The 18,921-nt window shown below is 70.5% G+C and carries 18 protein-coding genes; 11 read left to right on the forward strand and 7 right to left on the reverse strand.

The window, feature by feature from the left end:
* Positions 1–316: 316 nt before the first annotated feature.
* Complete coding sequence (locus tag MBA17_RS05135; RefSeq protein WP_238495099.1) at positions 317–613, forward strand: hypothetical protein; 297 nt, start codon at positions 317–319, stop codon at positions 611–613.
* A gap of 77 nt (positions 614–690) precedes the next feature.
* On the opposite strand, the gene MBA17_RS05140 is transcribed toward MBA17_RS05135, so the two are convergent.
* A complete protein-coding gene (locus MBA17_RS05140) occupies positions 691–1,278 on the reverse strand; it encodes a TetR/AcrR family transcriptional regulator (protein WP_238495100.1) in 588 nt (195 codons plus the stop codon).
* Positions 1,279–1,370: 92 nt separating this feature from the next.
* Here MBA17_RS05140 and MBA17_RS05145 point away from each other — a divergent pair, with 92 nt between their 5' ends.
* Positions 1,371–2,507, forward strand: coding sequence for a cytochrome P450 (locus MBA17_RS05145; protein WP_238495101.1), 1,137 nt, complete (start codon positions 1,371–1,373; stop codon positions 2,505–2,507).
* Positions 2,508–2,544: 37 nt separating this feature from the next.
* Here the strand turns inward: MBA17_RS05145 and MBA17_RS05150 are convergent, their stop codons facing one another.
* On the reverse strand, positions 2,545–3,276 hold the full coding sequence (locus MBA17_RS05150; protein ID WP_238495102.1) for a DUF427 domain-containing protein: 732 nt from the start codon (positions 3,274–3,276) through the stop codon (positions 2,545–2,547).
* A 117-nt stretch (positions 3,277–3,393) separates the two neighbouring features.
* Between MBA17_RS05150 and MBA17_RS05155 the strand changes: the two genes are divergently transcribed.
* The gene (locus tag MBA17_RS05155; protein WP_238495103.1) at positions 3,394–4,485 is read left to right on the forward strand and encodes a M12 family metallopeptidase; all 1,092 of its coding nucleotides are present in this window, start codon (positions 3,394–3,396) and stop codon (positions 4,483–4,485) included.
* Between the two features lie 69 nt (positions 4,486–4,554).
* Here the strand turns inward: MBA17_RS05155 and MBA17_RS05160 are convergent, their stop codons facing one another.
* Positions 4,555–5,919: an APC family permease gene (locus MBA17_RS05160; protein ID WP_238495104.1), complete on the reverse strand. Its 1,365-nt coding sequence runs from the start codon at positions 5,917–5,919 to the stop codon at positions 4,555–4,557.
* A gap of 99 nt (positions 5,920–6,018) precedes the next feature.
* Between MBA17_RS05160 and MBA17_RS05165 the strand changes: the two genes are divergently transcribed.
* The 3 genes from MBA17_RS05165 (at position 6,019) to MBA17_RS05175 (ending at position 8,662) form a co-directional block, all read left to right on the forward strand.
* Positions 6,019–6,402: a hypothetical protein gene (locus MBA17_RS05165; RefSeq protein WP_238495105.1), complete on the forward strand. Its 384-nt coding sequence runs from the start codon at positions 6,019–6,021 to the stop codon at positions 6,400–6,402.
* A gap of 313 nt (positions 6,403–6,715) precedes the next feature.
* Positions 6,716–7,099: a hypothetical protein gene (locus MBA17_RS05170; protein WP_238495106.1), complete on the forward strand. Its 384-nt coding sequence runs from the start codon at positions 6,716–6,718 to the stop codon at positions 7,097–7,099.
* An 84-nt stretch (positions 7,100–7,183) separates the two neighbouring features.
* Complete coding sequence (locus MBA17_RS05175; protein WP_238495107.1) at positions 7,184–8,662, forward strand: DUF2079 domain-containing protein; 1,479 nt, start codon at positions 7,184–7,186, stop codon at positions 8,660–8,662.
* On the opposite strand, the gene MBA17_RS05180 is transcribed toward MBA17_RS05175, so the two are convergent.
* Positions 8,641–9,753 (reverse strand): glycosyltransferase family 4 protein, encoded by a 1,113-nt coding sequence (locus MBA17_RS05180; RefSeq protein WP_238495108.1) that lies wholly within the window; start codon positions 9,751–9,753, stop codon positions 8,641–8,643. The two genes, MBA17_RS05175 and MBA17_RS05180, sit on opposite strands and share 22 nt — an antisense overlap.
* 100 nt (positions 9,754–9,853) lie before the next feature.
* On the opposite strand from MBA17_RS05180, the gene MBA17_RS05185 reads away from it, so the two are divergent.
* Genes MBA17_RS05185 through MBA17_RS05195 form a run of 3 tightly spaced genes read left to right on the forward strand, consistent with a single transcriptional unit; the run spans position 9,854 to position 15,251 of the window.
* Entirely contained in the window at positions 9,854–10,666 is an 813-nt protein-coding gene (locus MBA17_RS05185) for a PIG-L deacetylase family protein (RefSeq protein ID WP_238495109.1), read from the forward strand.
* A 53-nt stretch (positions 10,667–10,719) separates the two neighbouring features.
* Complete coding sequence (locus tag MBA17_RS05190) at positions 10,720–11,814, forward strand: lysylphosphatidylglycerol synthase domain-containing protein (RefSeq protein WP_238495110.1); 1,095 nt, start codon at positions 10,720–10,722, stop codon at positions 11,812–11,814.
* A 53-nt stretch (positions 11,815–11,867) separates the two neighbouring features.
* Entirely contained in the window at positions 11,868–15,251 is a 3,384-nt protein-coding gene (locus MBA17_RS05195; RefSeq protein WP_238495111.1) for an ATP-binding protein, read from the forward strand.
* Here MBA17_RS05195 and MBA17_RS05200 read toward each other — a convergent pair.
* Complete coding sequence (locus tag MBA17_RS05200) at positions 15,241–15,792, reverse strand: hypothetical protein (protein ID WP_238495112.1); 552 nt, start codon at positions 15,790–15,792, stop codon at positions 15,241–15,243. The two genes, MBA17_RS05195 and MBA17_RS05200, sit on opposite strands and share 11 nt — an antisense overlap.
* Positions 15,793–15,982: 190 nt before the next feature.
* Between MBA17_RS05200 and MBA17_RS05205 the strand changes: the two genes are divergently transcribed.
* Both MBA17_RS05205 and MBA17_RS05210 read left to right on the forward strand, forming a co-directional pair.
* On the forward strand, positions 15,983–16,498 hold the full coding sequence (locus MBA17_RS05205) for a DedA family protein (protein WP_238495113.1): 516 nt from the start codon (positions 15,983–15,985) through the stop codon (positions 16,496–16,498).
* Positions 16,499–16,554: 56 nt separating this feature from the next.
* Positions 16,555–17,400, forward strand: coding sequence for a D-alanyl-D-alanine carboxypeptidase family protein (locus MBA17_RS05210; RefSeq protein WP_238495114.1), 846 nt, complete (start codon positions 16,555–16,557; stop codon positions 17,398–17,400).
* Positions 17,401–17,406: 6 nt separating this feature from the next.
* Here MBA17_RS05210 and MBA17_RS05215 read toward each other — a convergent pair whose 3' ends face one another.
* A complete protein-coding gene (locus MBA17_RS05215; protein WP_238495115.1) occupies positions 17,407–18,234 on the reverse strand; it encodes an endonuclease/exonuclease/phosphatase family protein in 828 nt (275 codons plus the stop codon).
* A 149-nt stretch (positions 18,235–18,383) separates the two neighbouring features.
* Complete coding sequence (locus MBA17_RS05220; RefSeq protein WP_238495116.1) at positions 18,384–18,746, reverse strand: hypothetical protein; 363 nt, start codon at positions 18,744–18,746, stop codon at positions 18,384–18,386.
* Between the last annotated feature and the right edge of the window lie 175 nt (positions 18,747–18,921).

Consider the following 18,921-nt stretch of genomic DNA (forward strand, 5'->3'; position numbering starts at 1 on the left):
GCTCCATTGCCGTGCTTCGCCTTGTTCGCGCCAGCGTCGTGCGCACGCCGGTGAGTGCTCGCCCCGGGCCATCGCCCGCCCCTCCGCGTCTAGGGCCCCCGCAAAGATCGATGTTTCGCTGAGGTTAATCATGGCGCACTACGCCATAAACGGTCCCGTCATCCATCTTCCCCGGAACCGCGTATTTTCCACGGAATTACAGCTAGTTTCCCACCTACTCCTCGTATCGAGGCCCCGGCACGATTGCCGGTCCGGCGGCACAGACCGCACCCTGCTGTTACCCGACCTCCCCAACGCCCCGGCAGGAGTGATCAGCATGAGGCCCGACAGCCACACGACGACGGCCGACGCGGTAGATCATCTTCAACGGCTGGCCTTCCAGTTAGAGGCGCACGCCTTCCAGGTGGAGCTGACCGCGCGAACCGGCCTCTTCCCCCGGCTGCACGTGATCAACCCCATGGTCCCGGCCATGACCGAGGACGTGTTCGCCTCCCACGAGGAGGACGGCGAATGGTGGTTCTGGCTCTCCTGGGCGGGCCGCATCGGCCAGGCGGAGGACGTCGCCACCGCCGCCGAGCGCATCGCCAGCGTCCTGCACGTGATCCGCCGCTGAGACCGCCGCCGACCCACCTCGGCGGCGGTTCTCACCGCCGCCGCCACGGTCGGGCCGCAGCACGGCACGCCATCTGTTCAGCTGAAGACGGTGTCCAGGTGGGTGTCGAGTGCGGCCAGCGCCTCCTCGGCGGAGTAGTGTCCGCCGAGCACGTGGATCGACAGCCCTTCGATGAGCGCGGCCAGGGCGGTCGCCGCCAGAACGGGGTCGGGCCGGGGTGAGGCGTCGCCGGTCTCCCGGGAGGCCAGGATCTGGCCGGTGATGAAATCCCGCAGTTGCGTGGTGTTCTCCCGCAGACCGGCGCCGGCCTGCGGCCGGACGGCGGTGTAGGCGAAGAACGCCAGGGCGACGTTTGCGTCGAGCAGGCGGTCCTCATCCAGCGGGAGCAACTGCACCAGCAACGCCCTGACCAGGTCCTTGGGCGGCAGGTTCGGTTCGATGCCACCGGCCATCCTGGCGCCGGCGTTGTCGCGGACGACGTCCATGGCGAAGGTCATCATCTCGTCCTTGGTGCGGAAGTAGTGCTGCACCATGCCCAGGGACACATCCGCCTCTTCGGCGACGTGCCGCAGGCTGACCGCCTCAAGGCCCCGTTTGGCGGCGACACGCACCAGGGCTTCGGCGATCAGCTTGCGGCGGGCGTGGTTGTCGACCTTCTTGGGCACCTGCCCATCTTTTCACAATACACTCGCATTGACTAACAGGGCGGGCCTTCTTTACAGTGCAGTCGTATTGCCAAACGACCGCGGAGGAAAGAATGACGCCCAGGACTTTGCCCTTCGACCGCCCGGACCCGCTCGCGCCGCCGCCGGCGTACGCCGAACTCCGCGAGACCGCTCCCGTCGCGAAGGTGGTCACCCCCGACGGCCAGGAGGCGTGGCTGGTCACCTCCTACGACGCGGTGGCGACCGTGCTGGCCGACCCGCGTTTCGGAGTGAGCCCGCCCGGCGGCTATCCCGGCAACGACACCCTCTTCCAGGACGGTCCGGCGCACGCCAGGCTGCGCCGGCTGGTGTCGAAGACGTTCACCGCACGGCGCGTCGCCTCGATGGCTTCGCGCGTCGAGGACCTGGTCGCCGAACGCGTCACGGCGATCATCGCGGCGGGCCCGCCCGCCGACCTCGTCGCCGCCCTGTCCACCCCGCTGGCCCTCACCGTGATCGGCGAGCTGATCGGCGTGCCCGCAGCGGAACGCGAGCCCCTCCGGCGCTGGGCCGAGACCGCCCTGGTGGTCGGCGAGGTCCCCGACGTGGCCGCCATGACGCAGGCCCACCAGGCGCTCCGGGAGTACTCCCGCGGCCTGGTCGAGGCCAAGCGAAAGGAGCCGGGCGACGACCTGCTCAGCGCGCTGGTCGAAGTGCGCGACACCGAGGACGGACGGCTTGACGACGACGAGCTCTCCGCCATGGCCATGACCCTCGTGGAGGGTGGGTACCTGAGCGCCAGGAACGCGATCTCGGTGTCGGTCGTCCAGATGATCCGTGACGGTCGCCCCGCCGGCGAGGAGTTCGACGTCGAGGAGGTGCTGCGACGGCTGTCGGGACTCATCGGCGAGGCCCTGCCGCGCTGGGCCACGGAGGATCTCGAACTGGACGGCGTCCGCGTCCACGCCGGTGACATGGTGCTGGCCAGGCTTGAGGCGGCCAACCAGGACCCGCGCCACTTCGCCGAGCCCGGCACCCACCTCCCGGGGCGGCCCGGCAAGCACCTGGCCTTCGGGCACGGCGCCCACTACTGCCTCGGGGCCGCCCTCGCCCGCCTGGAGGTCTCCGCGGTCCTCCGCGCCCTCGGCGACCGTCTACCGGACCTGCGGCTCGCCACCCCGGTCGAGGAGATCCCCTGGACGCACGGCTTCGCCGACTCCGGACCGGCGGCGGTCCAGGTCACCTGGTGAACGGGCACCCGGTTGATCAGCCCACGCGCGCCTCCCGTCAGCTGAACTTCGTCTGTGTTCGCTCCTGGAGCTCGCCGTCGAGGTAGATGTCTAGTTTCTCGTTGTAGAAGCAGATCAGACCGGCGACCCGGTGACTTTCGAGCAGCGGGGTGGGATAGGACCAGGCAAGGTCCTTCTGCCCGTTGACCGTCCAGTACGCGGCCGTGCCCTTGTAGGGGCAGTGGGTCACGGTGTCGGTGGGTTCGAGGAGGTCCAGGCGGACGTCGGTCTTCGGGAGGTAGTACCTCGGGGGCAGGCCGGTCTCGAAGAGGATGCGGGCGTTCCGGGAGTCGGCCACGGTCACCCCGTCCACCTCCACCCGGACGTGCCGCGAGCTGGGCAGGATGTCGACCCGGGTGTAGGGGCTGCGGGGGTGGACGAAGATCTCCTCGTCCTCCTCGAACCAGGCGTCCATCGCGGCCCAGTCGAGCCGTACGGTGCCGCGCAGCGCCTCGATCGGCGAGTCGGTGTAGACCAGGGCCGCGCCCTCGCGGCCGCCCACCGAGTGCACCTCGGCGTCGCCCCGGCTCGGCGAGTGATCGGTCTCACCCGTCGGCTTCAGCAGCCCGTCCTCGACGTCGGCGAGCGGGAGGTAGTAAGTGGGGTAGTACGGGTTCTCCCACACCAGCAGCGCGCGGACGGTGTCGGCCACCGGGCGCCCGCCGAGATACGCACGAACTCTTCTGGCCGTCGGTTCCCACTGGACCTGGCCCTGCTTCGTCGTCTCCATACAGGCTGAAACCCACCCGAATCAGCCCATGTTCCCAGATGAGTATCAGGATACTCATGCGCGAATCACGACGGAGGCGGAGAGTCAGGGCAGGAACATGGCTACTCAGGAGACGTCATGAGCGAGAACACGCTGGAGTTCTGCGAACTCCCCCTCCGGCCGGCCCCCGTCCTGCCGACCGGTCTCACGCAGGACCGCATGGACGCGATCGTCCTGTTGCGCGCCAAATGGGTGAACGGCACCACGCTCCACTACTACTTCTTCGACCGCGACACCGACGGTTCCACGGTCAACCAGGGCGGCGTCCAGACGTTCGTCTCCTGGGTCGGGAGCAAGGACCAGCAGGACGTGGTCAGGGAGTGCTTCGGAGAATGGCAGGCCCTCGGGATCGGGCTCAAGCTGAAGGAGGTGGCCGACCGCTCGGAGGCGGAGATCCGCGTCGGGTTCATGCCGGGCGACGGATCCTGGTCCTACGTCGGCCGCGACGTGCTCGACCAGGGAGTCAACGAGCGCACGATGAACTTCGGCTGGGACCTCACCCCGCCGGGCAAACGCCGGACGGCGCTGCACGAGATCGGCCACACCCTGGGCATGCCCCACGAGCACCAGAACCCCAACGCCGGCATCGCGTGGGACGAGGAGAAGGTCTACGCCACGCTCGCCGGGCCGCCGAACTTCTGGTCACGGGAGAAGACCTTCCACAACATCCTGCGCAAGCTCGACCCCGGTGAGGTGAGCGGCTCGACGTGGGACCCGCAGTCGATCATGCAGTACCCCTTCCCGCCGGGTCTGATCATCACCCCCGCCGAGTTCCACACCGGCGGCGTCGACCCGCCGGGGACCATCTCCGCGACCGACGCCGCGTACATCCGGCAGTGGTACCCGCCGCTGGACCCGGCGTCGGCTCCCCGGCTCAAGCCGTTCCAGTCGGTGCCGCTGTCGCTCGCGAAGGGCGAGCAGGCCGACTTCACCATCGACCCCGACGCGACCCGCGAGTACACCATGCGCACCTTCGGCCCCGCCGACGCGGTGAGCGTGCTCTTCGAGGAGGTCGACGGCGAACTGCGCTACGTGGGCGGCGACGACGACAGCGGCCAGTCCCGCAACACCGAGCTCAAGGCCAGGCTCTTCAAGGGCCGCCACTACGTGCTCCGCGTCCGCGTCTACAGCTCCTGGCAGTCCAACGAGACCGCCGTCATGTACTGGTGACCTCTTCCCCCGCTCCGGCCCCCCAGCCGGAGCGGGGGCCCTCTCCAACCCCTCGACCGGCCGCCGGGGTCAGTCACCCGGCGTGATCTTGGTAGGGTCGATCCGGTCGATCTTCCCCACCACCAGCCGGTTGATGAACCACAGCACCACCCCGATCGCGATCAGCACGACCGCCCGGAGATAGACCGATCCCTCCCGCCCGGTGATCGGCAGGATCAGCACCAGGCACACGACCGCGCCCAGCACCGGCGCCCAGCTCGGCGCGCGATAGTGATCGTGCTCCACGGTCTCCCGCCGCAGCACCAGCACGGACACGTTCACCAGCGCGAACACGCACAGCAGCAGGAGCACCGTCGTGTCCGCCAGCCCGCCGATCTCACCCGTGGACACGAGCACCACCGCGATCGCCACGGTGAACAGGATCGCGACCCACGGCGTGGCCCTGCTCGGGTGCACGGCGCCGAACACCGCCGGCACGATCCGCTCGCGGCCCATGCCGTACACCAGGCGGGAGGCCATCAGCATGTTGATCAGCGCGGTGTTCCCCACCGCGAGCAACGCGATCAGGGCGAAGACCTTGGGCGGGAACGCGAACCCCGCCACCTTGACGACCTCCAGCAGCGGCCCGGTGGACGTCTCCAGCGTCTTCGTGTCGACCAGCATCGTGGCGGTGAAGGCGACCGCCAGGTAGATCACCGCCGCGACGATCAGCCCGCCGAAGAGGGCACGGGGATAGTCCCGCTGCGGGTCCTTCGCCTCCTCGGCCAGATTGACCGAGTCCTCGAAGCCGAGGAGCGCGTAGAACGCCAGGGCGGTGCCGCCGAGCACGCCGAGGAACGCGCCGTGCGCCGGATGGAACATCAGCGCCCGCCCCGGCTCGCCGTCCCCGGAGATCAGCGCGAAGACGCCGATCGCGACGATGACGAGCAGGCCGCCCGCCTCCACGATCGTCAGCACGACGTTCACCCTGACGGACTCCGAGATGCCCGCGAAGTTGATCAGCGTGATCAGCGCCAGGAAGATCAGCGCTCCGGCGAGCACCGGAAGGCTGATGAACTCGGCGAGGTAGTCGCCGCCGAAGGCGCGGGCCGCCGCGCTCGCCGAGGTGATGCCGCTCATCATCACCGCGAAGGCCACGATGAACGTCACGAACGGAATGCCGTACGCCTTGTTCGCGTACAACGCGGCCCCGGCCGCCTGCGGGTACTTGCCCACGAGTTCGGCGTACGCGGTCGCGGTGAGCGCCGCCAGCACGAACGCCACCAGGAACGGCAGCCACAGCGCCCCGCCCACCTGCCCGGCCACTTTTCCGACCAGGGCGTAGATCCCCGCGCCTAGAATGTCCCCGATCACGAACAGCAGCAGCACCTTGCGCCCGATCACCCTCTTGAGCGAGTGCTGCTGCGTGTGCCCCACACCTGATGCCTCAGCCATACCGGACTCTTACCCTCTGTGCCGCAGAAACGACACTGGGTGATCTCCGTAAGCCCTGAGGGTCGCACGGGGCACCCCCACCTGACATTAAGGAAAGCCATGTCCAACGTCCTCATCCGTCGCGGCCCCGCCGTCATCGCCGCGTCCGTTCTCGTCTTACTCACCGCCTCCTGTGGCTTGGCCTCCGCCAACACGGAGGCGTGCCTGGAGGCCACCGCGGTCTGGAATGACCTCGGCGACAAGCTCGCGAAGGCGAACGACAACTTCGACGGCCTCGACAAGGCCCTCGACGAGGCGGCGGGCAAGCTCAAGACGATCGGCGGCAAGGCGGAGGGCGAACTCGCCACCGAACTGGCCAAGATGGCCGACGACATCGACTCGGTCAAGCTCGACGGTTCGGACCCCGCCGCCGCCGTCGGCGAGCTGGAAAAGCTCACCAAGATCTTTTCTGAGGGCGGCGCCAAGGTCGCCAACGCCTGCTGATCACGTCGCGCGTACCGCTCCGGATGGCGTCCGGCGAGGCGGTCGCCCCGCCCACGTCCTGCCCGCCTCTGACGTCCGGGGCGGGACTCCACGGCGTCCTTCGGAGGCGAGCCGCCTTCGACTTCGTCGTCTTCGGCTGGGCGGTCCGGCCCGTGCGGATTCACGCGTCTCACTCCTGACACATCGCGCAACAGGAGTAACATCCGGTAACTCCGGCATCACCTGTAAGTCCGATGAAAGTGATCTGCAAGTGTCGATCACTATGGTGCCGGTTCGTTTCAAGTGCCATTCGAACCCCCAGAGAAGGCAGTTCATGTTCTCCGTCCTCGCCCGTCGCGGCACCGTCCTCGTTGCCGCGTCCCTACTCGTCTCCCTCACCGCCGCCTGTGGCGGGGCGTCCGCCGCCGAATGCGCGGAGGCCACGAAGGTCCTCAACGACGGCACCACCCAGATCACCGCCGCGGCCGCCGGAGATCTCAAGGGCCTCGACAAGTCCCTCACTGAGATGTCCGAGAAGTTCAAGACGCTCGCCGGCAACGCCGAGGGCGAAGTCGCCGTCGCGCTCAACGAGCTGGCCACCGGTCTCGGCGATGTCAAGATCGACGCCTCTGACCCCGCCGGCGCGGTCACGGCGCTGACCGGGCTGACCACGACGCTCAGCGAGTCCGGCACCAAGCTGGCCAACGCCTGCAGCTGATCCACCTCGGTATGGGCCGGTACAGCAGTGGGTGCGCCCCGCCGTACCGGCCCATACCGGTTTGAAAGTGTCTAATCTGTCGCAGTGACCATCGTCGAGGACACTCCCACCAACCGCTGGTTACCCACCCGGTGGCGTACGGTCATCCGTACGGCCGGGCTTCGGGGGCATGCGCTCAGAGTCGGTCTGCTCACCGCCGCGGCGGCCGCCGTCTACGCCACACTCGGCCTGGTCAAGCTGCACACCTTCAAGGCCAGCACCTTCGACCTGGTCATCTTCGACCAGATGGTCAGGGGGTTCGCCGCCTTCGGGGCGCCGACCAGCGCGGCCCGCGGCATCAGCCTCGACCAGGGCATGCACTTCGTGCAGCTCGGCGAGCACTTCTCACCGATCCTGGCGCTGCTCGCGCCCTTCTACTGGGTGTACGACGGGCCGCAGACGCTGATCGTCGCCCAGGCGGTGCTCTTCGCCCTGGCCATCCCGTTCGTCTGGACGTTCACCCGGCGGGTGCTCGGCGCCGTCCCCGCCTATCTCGTGGCCGTGGCGTACGCGCTGTCCTGGCCGATCGCGCAGGCGGCCAACTTCGACTTCCACGAGGTGGCGTTCGCCCCGCTGCTCATCTCGATCATGATCGAGCGCTACCAGGCGGACCGGCTCAGGTCCTGCGCCGCGGCGGCCATGGCGCTGCTGCTGGTCAAGGAGGACATGGGCCTGCTCGTGATCGGGTTCGGCGCCTACGCCTTCGCCATCGGCAGGCGGCTGGACGGCGCCAGCTTCGCCCTGCTGGGATTCGGCTGGACCCTGCTCGTCAGAGGCGTCCTGATCCCCGCCGTCGGCGGCGACCCCGAGATGTACTGGGCCTACGACCAGCTCGGCTCCGGCGTCTCCGGCGTGCTCACGACCCTGGTCACCGACCCGTTCACGGTGATCAGCACCTTCTTCACGCCGGAGGACAAGGTGGACACCATGGCGATCATGCTGTGGCCCACCCTGCTGCTGTGCCTGTTCTCGCCGCTCACACTGATGGCCGTGCCGCACTTCCTGGAGCGGATGCTGTCGGACCGGCTGCACTGGTGGATCACCGACTTCCACCACAGCGCGTTCACCGTCGTCATCCTGACCTGCGCCGGCGTGGACGGGCTGATCAGAGTGCTCGGCCTGATCAAACGGCGGGAGGACCGCGGGCTGATCCTGAGCTGGTCGGTCGCGGTGTGCGCGATCGCGATCACGCTGCTTCCCCGGTTCGCCCTCGACCAGCTCGTCCATCCGGCCTTCTACCAGCGCGACGCCCGCGCCGAGGCCGCGGCGGCGGCCGTCTCGACGGTCCCCTCGGGCGTGGTCGTGGAGGCCGCCAACGCGCTGGGGCCCGCGCTCAGCTCACGCGCCACGGTCCTGCTGCTGGACCACACGCCCCGGCTGGCTCCATGGGTCGTCGCCGATCTCACGGCCGCCCACTTCCCGTTCGGCTCGGCCGAGGACCAGCAGCGGCGGGTCGCCGACCTCAGGAGCCAGGGCTACCAGGTCGTGTTCGATCGTGAGGGCTACGTGGTGCTGCGCCGCTGAGCCCTGGTCCGGGCCTGCGCGTAGCAGCTCTCGAAGCCCTCCAGCACGGATGGCCATGAGCACCTGACCGGCTCCGTCTCACGGTTGTGCCCGGCGATCTGCTCACGCAGCTCACGATCGGCGGCCAGCCGTACGACCGAGGTGGTCAGCTCGGCCAGGTCGCGCCCGAGCAGGCCCTCCTTCCCCGGCCGGACGAAGTCGGCCACCCCGCTCTGCGCCCTGGCCACCACGGGCACGCCCGCCGCCCGCGCCTCCAGTGCCGCCAGCCCGAACGACTCCCGCGGGGCCGGGGCGACGAACACGTCGGCCTGGGCGAGCAGGTCGCGGATCTCCTCGCGGCTGCGCCTGCCGGGCAGTGACACCCACCCGTCCATCGCGTGCGCGCGCAGGTAACGCCGCATCGACGCCTTCGCCGGGCCGTCGCCGACGATCGTCGCGCGCAGCGGGGTCCGCGCGCCCGCGCCCTGGAGCAGCTTCAGCAACCGCAGGGGCTGCTTCCGCGGCGCGAGCCTGCCGACGGCTACCACGTGCACCGGCTCGCCGTCCGGGACCCGGCGCGGCCCGCCGGACGGGCGCCAGCCGGCCAGGTCGAGACCGTTGGAGACGACGTGCACCGGCACGCCACGCCCCGCGACGGCGCGGATCGGACGGGCGGCGGCCTCGCTGACGGCGGTGCCCACCAGGCCCCAGCTCCGCCAGCCGAAGGTCTCGCGCAACGCCCGGTAGATCCCGCTCGTCACGGGATCCCACATGCTGTGCACGGTCACCACCACGGGCAGCCGCGCCCGCTCCGCGGCCCGCGCGCCCATCCAGGCGAACGGCGAGACCGCGCCGGCGTGCACGTGGACCACATCGGGCCGCCGCGCCGCCATCAACCGGAGGAGATGACCGACGCCGAAGGGATGCACCGGGAGGTCGAACGGCAGCCGCGCCACGATTCTGTGCAGACCGGGTAACCGCTCCCCCGGTGTCGCGGTCGCCACCTCGACCTCGTGTCCCGCCTCCCTCTGCATCCGGACCAGATCGGCGACCTGCATCTCGATGCCTCCGAGCCGCGGCAGATAACAGTCACTGACGTGGAGGATCCTCACCATCTCAGCGTATGGCTTGATCGCACCCCCGCGATCCGGACCGCGAACCGGGAGTAAAGTTCTGCTCGACCGAGCGAGCCGGCGACGCGGAGGGAGCACGATGAACACGGTGTTCTTCCACGCCCATCCCGACGACGAGGCCCTGCTCACGGCGGGGACCATGGCGATGCTCGCGGCGGAGGGGCACCGGGTGGTGCTCGTGGTGGCCACCGCCGGCGAGCGCGGGCTGGCCGATCTGGAGCCCGGTGACGAGTTGGGCGAGGCCCGGATGAAGGAGCTCTACCGGTCGGCGGCGCTGCTGGGCTGCGCCCGCGTGGTCAGGCTGGGCTACGCCGACTCGGGGCTGGCCGAGCAGGGCGGAGTGGCCGACGAGCGGCCGGAGAACGCGTTCATCGACGCCGACTCCGAGGAGGCGGCACAGCGGTTGGCGGCCGTGCTCAAGGAGGAGGACGCCGACCTCGTGACGATCTACGACCCGGCGGGCGGCTACGGGCATCCCGACCACGTCCAGGTGCACCGGGTGGGCAGGCGGGCGGCCGAGATCGCCGGCACGCCGATCGTGCTGGAGGCGACGGTCAACCGCGACCCGCTGCTCAAGGCGCTGCGGCTGGCCGCCAGGTTCTACACGTTCCCGCCCGAGTTCGACATGCGGAGCTTCGAGCGGGCCTACTCCCCCGGCGAGACGATCACCCACCGGGTGAACGTGCGGCGCTACATCAAGCAGAAACGGGCCAGCATGGCCGCGCACGCCTCCCAGGCCACCGGCGGCGACGGCGCCCGCACGCTGGGCGTGCTGCTGAAGATCCCCGGACCGCTCTACCGGTTGATCTTCGGCACGGAGTGGTACGTCAGGCGCGACGCCCCCCGCGGCTCGAAGCTGAGGCATCCGCTCGACGAGCCCCTAAGGGGATGACTCCTTCTCGAGTAGGAGATGCTCGCGCCCGGTTCCAGGCAGACTAGGGCGAGATGAAGAACACGTGGGCAAGGATCGTCCTGTCGGCGGCGTCGTTGACGCTCGCCGTCACACTGGTGGTCTTCCTCCCGCAGATCGTGGGGAGCCTCACCGACAAGGAGGTCTCCTGGAACGCGATCGGCGCGGAGTTCTCCGCGATGAGCCCGCTGATGATCGTGGCCATGACGGCGGCCTGGCTGGCGAGCCTCGCCGCGTACACCTTCGTGCTCACCGCGTCCCTGCCCGGCCTCACCCATCTCCAGGCGCTCACGCTGAACGCCGGCGGCAGCGCGGTGAGCAACCTGCTGCCCTTCGGCGGCGCGGCGGGCGTCGCGCTGACCTTCGCGATGACCAAGGGCTGGGGCTTCACCATCCGCTCGGTGGTCGTCTCCACCCTGGTCAGCGGCGTGTGGAACACCCTGTTCCGGTTCATTCTGCCCGCGGTGGGCATCCTCGCCCTGCTCCTGGCGGGCCAGGTGCCGAACGGCACGGTCGCCAAGGCGGGCTGGGTCGGCGCGGTCTCGATCCTGGTCCTGGTCCTGGTGGTGGGCACCGCGCTCTACTGGGACCGGGCCGGCGCCGCCCTGGGCCGCGGCCTGGACGCACTGGTACGGCTGGCCCCGGCGAAAGTCCGCCCGCGCGAGCACGCCGCCTCCCAGGCCCTGACGAAGCTGCGCAGAGACACCGCCGAGGTCGTACGGCACCGCTGGGCGGGGCTGACCTTCGGCATGATCGCGTTCCAGATCCTGCAATGGCTGATCATGGTGTGCTGCCTGTACGCCACCGGGGCCTACCCCGGGCTCGCCCAGTCGATCGCGGTCTTCGCCCTGTCCCGGGTGCTGACCACCGCGCTGGTCACCCCGAGCGGCGCCGGGATCATGGAAGCCGGGGTGGCGGTCCTGCTGGCCGCCTTCGGGGTGCCGCTGCCCGCCGCGACCGCCGCGGCACTCCTGTTCGGCTTCTGGACCTACACTGTCGAGATCCCCTTCGGGGGCCTGGCGCTCGGCGCGTGGGCCCTGTTGCGCAAACGTAACGGGGGTGGCACGGGAGACGGCAGTGACACGGTCGAGGAGGACGCACACGGTGACGGAGCCTGCGCGCGCGAGTAGCGCGGCCCCAAAGCATCCAAACACCTTGTGCGCCGTTCGAGAGCACGCATAGCGTGGCGGCTGACATGGTGGCGTTCCGGGTTCTCGGACCGGTCGAGGCGTACGAAGGCGACGCCGAACTCGACCTAGGCGGGTTACGGCAGCGGGCCGTGCTCGCCCGGCTGCTCGTTGCCCGCGGGCAGGTCGTGCCGGTCGACTCGCTGCTCTACGACCTGTGGGCCGACGACGCCGCCAAGGGCGCCCAGTCGGGCCTGCAGGTCTACATCTCGCGGCTGCGCCGGGTGCTGGAGCCGGGCAGGCCACGCGGCGGCCCCAACCGGCTGCTGGTGACCGTGGCCTCCGGCTACGCGCTGCGGGTCACCCCCGACCAGGTCGACGCGCTGCGCTTCGAGGCGCTGATGCGCAGCGCGGGCGAGCACATGGAGGGCGACGACCCCGCCTCCGCGCGGTCCCGGCTGGGCAAGGCGCTGGGCCTGTGGCGCGGCACCCCCTATTCCGACTTCGCCGACCAGCCGTGGGCGGAGGCCGAGGTCAACCGGCTCACCGAGCTGCGCCTGGTCGCCAGGGAGCGGCACGCCGACACCGGCCTGCGGCTGGGCATGCACGCCGAGACGGTGCCCGACCTGGAGGCGCTGACCACCGAGCACCCGCTGCGCGAGGAGGGTTGGCGGCTGCTCGCCCTCGGCCTGTACCGCTGCGGCAGGCAGGGCGACTCGCTGGCCGCGCTCAGGCGCGCCCGGGGCACGCTCGCCGACGAGCTGGGCATCGATCCCGGTCCCGCGCTGCGCAAGCTGGAGACCGACATCCTCGCTCAGGCCCCCGACCTGGAGCTCGCCGCTCCCCCGCAACGCCACCGCCCCGCCGTCCCCGCCGCCGACACCTGGCCGCCCCGCCCGACCGCCGGTGAGGCCGACCAGCCGCCGCTGGAGCTGGAGCTGGAGCCGTTCGTCGGCAGGGAGGCCGAGCTGGCCCGGCTGACGACCGCGGCCGGCCGTACGGGCAGGTTCACGGTGGCGATCATCAGCGGTGACCCGGGCGCGGGCAAGACCACGCTGGTGCGGCAGCTCTCCCGCAAGCTCACCGCCGACGGCTGGACCGCCGCGGCCGGCGCGTGTCCCGACAGCAGCGCCACGCCGCCGGGCTGGGCCTGGGTGGAGATACTGCGCCGGCTGGTCTCGGTCGCGGGCCCCGGAGAGTACGGCCAGCTTCTCGCGCCGTTGCTCGACGACACCGCCCCCGACCCCGACGACGACATCGCCTCGGGCGGCTTCCGCCTGCACCGGGCCGTCGGCGGCTATCTCGCGGCGGTCGCCAAGGAGTCGCCGGTCCTGATCACCCTGGAGGACCTGCACTGGGCCGACACGCAGACCCTCGCGTTGCTGCGCGCGCTGCCCAGCCTGCTGGCCACCAGCCGGGTGCTGCTCGTGGTCACCGCGCGGGACAGCGAGCTGGGCGGCGAGCAGGCCGACGTGCTGGCGGCGCTGGCCAGGCTGGGACCGGTCAGGGTCGGCCTGTCGGGGCTCGACCCCAAGGCGGTGGCCGAGCTGGTCAGGGCCACCTGCGTGCGCGAGGTCGACGAGGAGGCGGTGACCACCATCGCCGAGCGCACCGGCGGCAACCCGTTCTTCGTACGCGAGACCGTGCGGCTGCTCGACGCGGAGTCGACGGGCGAACGGGCCACCGCCGCCGAGGTGCTCTCCGGGGTGCCCTCGGGCGTCCGCGACGTGCTGCGCCGCCGCATCGCGCGGCTGCCCGGCCCCGCCCAGCAGATCCTGCTCCAGGCCGCGGTGATCGGCAGAGACGTCGACGTCGACGTGCTGGTCGAGGTCACCGGTGACGAGGACGCCGTCGTCGAGGCGGTGGAGGCGGCGCTGCTGGCCGGTCTGGTGACCGAGCCGGGGCCCGGCAGGCTCCGTTTCGACCACGACCTGGTGCGCGGCACCCTCTACTCCGACGCCTCCCGGCTGCGCCGCTCGCGGCTGCACGCGGCGGTGGCCGCCGTCATCGAGCGGCGCAGCCCCGGCGACGTGGCCGCCCTGGCCCACCACTACGACGCGGCCGGCACCGCGGAGACCGCCGCCAAGGCGGTGCACTACGCCGGGCTCGCCGCGGACCAGGCCGAACGCCGGTTCGCGCACCGCGAGGCCGCGACCCTGTGGGAGCGGGCCATCGCCGCCTTCGACCGGTCGGGCCAGGCGGGTGACACGCGTGAGCGGCTGCTGCTGTCGCTGCGGCTGATCAAGGCGCTGGGGCTGTGCGGCGACATGGCGGCGGCCCGCGGGCAGCGCAGGGCCGCGATGGACGCCGCGCTCCCGCTCGGCGATCTGGAGCTCACCGCCCGGGTGGCCGCGTCGCTGGCCGTGCCGCACAAGGGCATGGCCCGCGACTTCACCCGCACGGCGTGGGAGATCGTCGACGTCACCGAGAAGGCGCTGATCGAACTGCCCGCCGACGAGCAGGCACTGCGTGCCAGCCTGCTGGCCACGCTCGCACTGGAGCTGGAGGGCTCGGCGACCGGGCGCGGCCACCAGGCGTCGCTGGAGGCGGAGGAGTTGGCCCGGCTGAGCGGTGACCCGGCCCTGCTGGCGGTCGCGCTCAGCGGGCGGCTGCGCCAGTCGTACGGGATTCCCGCGGTGGGCGAGCGGGAGGCGATCGGCCACGAGCTGCTCCAGGTGGGCGAGGCGTCCGGGCAGGTCGCGGTGCAGGTGCTCGCGCACCTGGTGCTGATGGAGTGCGCGGCGGCCAGGGGCGACTTCGCGCTCGCCGACTCCGAGGTGGGCCTCGCCGAGCAACTGGCCAAGCAGTACGACCTGCCCGCGCCGGCCGCCGTCGGCGCCTGGTACGCGGGGCAGCGCAGGATGATCGCGGGCGACTACCCGGGAGCCGAGCGGGCCTACCGCGAGGCCGCCCGGCTGACCGCGCGGGCCGGCATGCTGGAGGGCCGCCAGGATCTGCCGCTGATCACGACCTTCTGCCTGCACCTCGTCGACGGCCGGGCGGCGGAGATGGTCGAGCCGCTGGCCGAGGCGCACCAGCGGGGAGCCAAGTGGACCCTCGACGCCTACGCGCTCGCCCTGGCCTCCGCCGGGCACGAGCGCGACGCGCGGGCGGTGGCGGCCGTGCGCACCCCCGTACGGCCGGACTTCCTCTACGAGCTGGCGATGACCTGGCGCGCCCTGACCGGCATGCTCCTCGGCGACCGGATCAGGATGCAGGAGTCCTACGACACGCTGACCCCGTTCTCCGACCGCATCGCGGGCGCGGGCACCGGGGTCGTGGCCCTGTGGCCGGTCGCGCTCACCCTGGGCGATCTCGCGATCAGGCTCGGCCGGCCGGAGGCGTCGAAGACCCACTACGAGAAGGCCCTGGCGGTGGCCGAGCGGGTGGGTGTGCCACGCTGGGTCGAGGCGGCCAGGCGGGCGCTGGTCAGCAACTGAGCTGGAAGCGGTCGCTGTACGTGCCGGCCGTGCCGGTGACCGACAGCTTCACGCGGTACCACCCCGGGTTGCGCACCACGTTCGGCCGCCACTCGACGACCTTCGACTCGCCGATGAAGCCCGAACGTGCGGCGAGGTACGACTTCCAGGTCCGGCCGGCCGGGCTCCAGCGTTGCAGGCGCCAGCCGTACAGGACGGTGTCCGCAGGGTCGGGGTTGGCGACCAGGCCGCGGACGTGGAGCTCCTTGTCGCACGAGGAGGAGGTGGTGGAGGTGGTGGAGGTGGTGACGGTGATCTCGCCGGGCTCGGGGACGCGGCCCGCGGTGGCCCGTTCGCCGGTGGCGGCGGGCATCGGCAGGACGTGTGCGGTGAGCCTCAGGGTCTGGACGGGCCCGCCCGTCTCCCGCGCGCCGACGGTGGCGCCGCCCGACGTAACGACCCCGGCGTACGCGCCGGCGAAGGCGAGGGTGGCCACCAGCAGCTTGACCGCGTTCGCGGTTCCGCTCGCCACCACCGGCGCCACACTGCTTCGCGGACTCATGGCCGACACCCCGTTTCGTTCACCTTCAGGTGTACGGCACGCGGCTTTATCTTTGGTTGCCGTCGGCTTGCAGAGTGCTGTGCCCGCTTTCTCGTCCGGCCCGCCATGGCCAGATGAGGTAAGCCTGACCTAATATTGGCTGATATACGCGTGACTAGGGTGGTGACGGTCGGAGATGAGGTCCCCTGCGGTGGTGATTCCCAGCCCGACCGATCCCTCTCTCTTCGGGCTGCCGCTGTGGGTGATCGCGGTGGTCGGGGCGATCCTGCTGTTCGGCGCCTTCCAGGTCTACTACTGGGTCGGCCGGAAGCTCGGCGACCGGCTCACCTCCTCGCGGATCGGCGAGCGGGCCGGTCGTGAGCGCATCCAGAAGGTGGAGAACGTCGTCAACCGCTGGGGCGCGCTGGCCGTCTACGGCTGTTTCTGGGTGCCCGTCCTGCGCCACACGCTGCCCTGGGTCGCGGGCGCGCTGCGCGTCTCCTACCCCTGGTACGTCGTGGCCAGCGCGCTGGGCTGTCTGACCTGGGTGCCGGCGACGATGTTCGTGCTCTACACGGTGATCTGGGGGTGGCTGGAGGTCGCGGCCCGCTCGCCGTTCACCGCCCTGGCCGCCGCCGTACTCGCCGCGGTGGTCGCCGTTCTCGTCCTGCGTCGCCGTCGCCGCCGTCGTGAGAACGCGGCCGAGGACACCTTCGCCTCGGTTTAGGCGCACTTCACCAGAGAAGACGGCGTTGCCGATGATCTCGTGTCACCATGGTCGACATGAGAATCGGGGGTCTCCTGTCGTTCCTCTGCGCCGTCGTGCTCGTGCTGCTCGCACCCGCGCCCGCCCTCGCGGAGGCCGGGCCGCAGACGCCGAGCGTGCCGGGGCGAGCGGCCTACCTCGTGGACTCGGAGGGAACGGTCCACTACAGCAAGCAGGCGACCAGGCGGATGCCGGTCGCGAGCCTCACCAAGGTGATGACCGCCTACGTCGTGCTGCGCGAGGCCGAACTGAGCGACGTCGTCACGATCACCGCCGCCGACGTGAGCCACGCGTCCACGAACGGCGCCACCCACGCCTCCCTGCGCAAGGGCGAGCGCTTCACGGTCAGGGACCTGCTCTACGCGGTGATGCTGCCCTCGGGCGCCGACGCCACCAACGCCCTGGCCCGCCGCTACGGCCCGGGGACCACCCGCTTCGTCGCCAAGATGAACGCCGCGGCCCGTTCCCTCGGCCTGGCGTCCACCCGCTACACCAACCCCGACGGCCTCCCCCGCCCCGCGAACGGCGGCTACTCCACCGCCCGCGACCAGGTACGGCTGGCCCAGGTCGCGCTGGCCGACGCCACCCTCCGCAAGATCGCCTCGGCCGAACGCCACGTGGTCACCAAGACCGCCGTGCACCGCGCGCACACCTGGCGCTCCACCAACAAGCTCCTCGGCTCGGCGCCCGGCGCGACCGGGGTCAAGACGGGCTACACCCGTGCCGCCGGCTACTGCCTGCTCTTCGCCGCCGACCGCGACGACCGGCTCTACGTCGGCGCCATCCTCGGCGACTCCCGGCCCGACCGCCGTTTCAGCACCGCCGAGCGCCTCCTCGACTGGGCCGCCCGCGAGTCCCTCTGAGCGGTCTCACCTCATGGTCGCCCAGAAGGCCGGGTGGTCGGAGAAGCCGTTCATGCCCTGCGTGCCCGTGGAGCCGAATCGCAGGCTGTTCCTGATGAAGATGTGCTGACGGTTTCCGTCGCCCTTACGCGAGAAGCCCGACGGCACGCAGTCCTGGACATCGGGGTTTCCCTTGTACTTCAGGTTGAAGTCGCCGGCGATGATCACGCGTGTCCTGCCGGCGAAGTCCTTCGCGCGGCGCATGACCTCCTTGCACTGGGTCTTCGTCACCGATGTGGGCTTGTCGGACAGATGCGTGACACAGACGGTCAGCGTGTCGGTCTTGCGGCACCCCATCACGCGCTTCTCACTGTTGGCCTGGCTGGTGAGCCTCTCCTCGTACCGGTACTTGCTGTACGGCTTGGGCAGGGCACGCTTGTCGAGGATCGCGGTGCCGTAGTCTCCCCGTCCCCCGGTGCACTTGGCGTTGGAACTCCCCGAGAGCACGTTGAAGAACGAGTCCCCGCTGAAGCCGATCGTCTTCTTGAGCGCCTCGACGTCTTCGCTGCACACCTCGGTCAGCGTCACGATCGTCGGCCGGAGCGCCCTGATCTTCTTGGCGGCCTCCTGCATCGTCCGCTTGGCCTTGTCCGGGCCGGGCTTCGGGTCCCAGCAGTGCTTGGCGCCCCCGCCGTTGCAGAGGTTCATTTCCAGGACCTTGTGCGTGGGGGCGGCGGCCACGATCTTCGAGGCCGGCACCGCCGCCTCCGGGGCGGACGCCGCGGCGGCGCCCGGCGCCATCGCGAGCGGGATCGTGATTCCGAGGCCGACAAGGATTCGCGCGTGCTGCCGCATTGGTCTCCCACCTTAGGCTTTCGGAACTTCGGTGTTCCAGACCCTAGGAGGCCGCGTTATGGGTTTGATTAACGCACGCGTTTGACCGTGGTTTACAGGGGACCGGCCCCGGTCGACGTGGCGACCGGGGCCGGCGAAGCGATCGGACGTCAGTCCGCGCAGATCGCGTAGACGCTGATCCCGACGTCGCTGTAACCGTCCTGGCGCCCGATGCCGATCCAGCCCCGTCCGTCATTGGTGGGGAAGGAGCCGACCAGGATCGCCCTGTTGCCCTGGGCCTCGGCGCCGCCGCCGAGGACCTTCTTCGCGCCGGGGCAGTACAGCGTGCGGCGCTGGAAGTTGGGGACGTTGACGTTGGGCAGCATGACGAGCTGGTAGCCGGGCGGCAGGGCGGTGACGGCGGTGGCCTGTGCCGGGGCCGCGGAGACGAGGTTCGAGGCGGCGGTCGTCGCCAGGCACGCTCCGGCGACGACGACGGTCAACGCCAGAGCGGTGGCCTTCTTCGACTTCATCTGCTCTCCTTCTGTCGTTCCCCGGATTCGCCTTCCATCGCGGGCAGCACGAAATACGCCGGCGGTGTGATGCCGGTGAGGGAAAAGTGGTCCGGGAGGCTGGGGGGCCATTACCCGCAAAGTATCCAGCCCGTGACTCGTTGTGTCCATGCGGAATTATGTTTGATTAACGCCC

Source organism: Dolomitihabitans soli, assembly GCF_022213955.1.
In the GTDB taxonomy this organism is placed as follows: domain Bacteria; phylum Actinomycetota; class Actinomycetes; order Streptosporangiales; family Streptosporangiaceae; genus Streptosporangium_A; species Streptosporangium_A soli.

Bases quoted from the DNA above. Each gene is read 5' to 3' on its own strand.
- MBA17_RS05135 (WP_238495099.1), top strand. From the start codon at position 317: ATGAGGCCCGACAGCCACACGACGACGGCCGACGCGGTAGATCATCTT.
- MBA17_RS05145 (WP_238495101.1), top strand. From the start codon at position 1,371: ATGACGCCCAGGACTTTGCCCTTCGACCGCCCGGACCCGCTCGCGCCG.
- MBA17_RS05150 (WP_238495102.1), bottom strand. From the start codon at position 3,276: ATGGAGACGACGAAGCAGGGCCAGGTCCAGTGGGAACCGACGGCCAGA.
- MBA17_RS05155 (WP_238495103.1), top strand. From the start codon at position 3,394: ATGAGCGAGAACACGCTGGAGTTCTGCGAACTCCCCCTCCGGCCGGCC.
- MBA17_RS05160 (WP_238495104.1), bottom strand. From the start codon at position 5,919: ATGGCTGAGGCATCAGGTGTGGGGCACACGCAGCAGCACTCGCTCAAG.
- MBA17_RS05165 (WP_238495105.1), top strand. From the start codon at position 6,019: ATGTCCAACGTCCTCATCCGTCGCGGCCCCGCCGTCATCGCCGCGTCC.
- MBA17_RS05170 (WP_238495106.1), top strand. From the start codon at position 6,716: ATGTTCTCCGTCCTCGCCCGTCGCGGCACCGTCCTCGTTGCCGCGTCC.
- MBA17_RS05185 (WP_238495109.1), top strand. From the start codon at position 9,854: ATGAACACGGTGTTCTTCCACGCCCATCCCGACGACGAGGCCCTGCTC.
- MBA17_RS05190 (WP_238495110.1), top strand. From the start codon at position 10,720: ATGAAGAACACGTGGGCAAGGATCGTCCTGTCGGCGGCGTCGTTGACG.
- MBA17_RS05200 (WP_238495112.1), bottom strand. From the start codon at position 15,792: ATGAGTCCGCGAAGCAGTGTGGCGCCGGTGGTGGCGAGCGGAACCGCG.
- MBA17_RS05210 (WP_238495114.1), top strand. From the start codon at position 16,555: ATGAGAATCGGGGGTCTCCTGTCGTTCCTCTGCGCCGTCGTGCTCGTG.
- MBA17_RS05215 (WP_238495115.1), bottom strand. From the start codon at position 18,234: ATGCGGCAGCACGCGCGAATCCTTGTCGGCCTCGGAATCACGATCCCG.
- MBA17_RS05220 (WP_238495116.1), bottom strand. From the start codon at position 18,746: ATGAAGTCGAAGAAGGCCACCGCTCTGGCGTTGACCGTCGTCGTCGCC.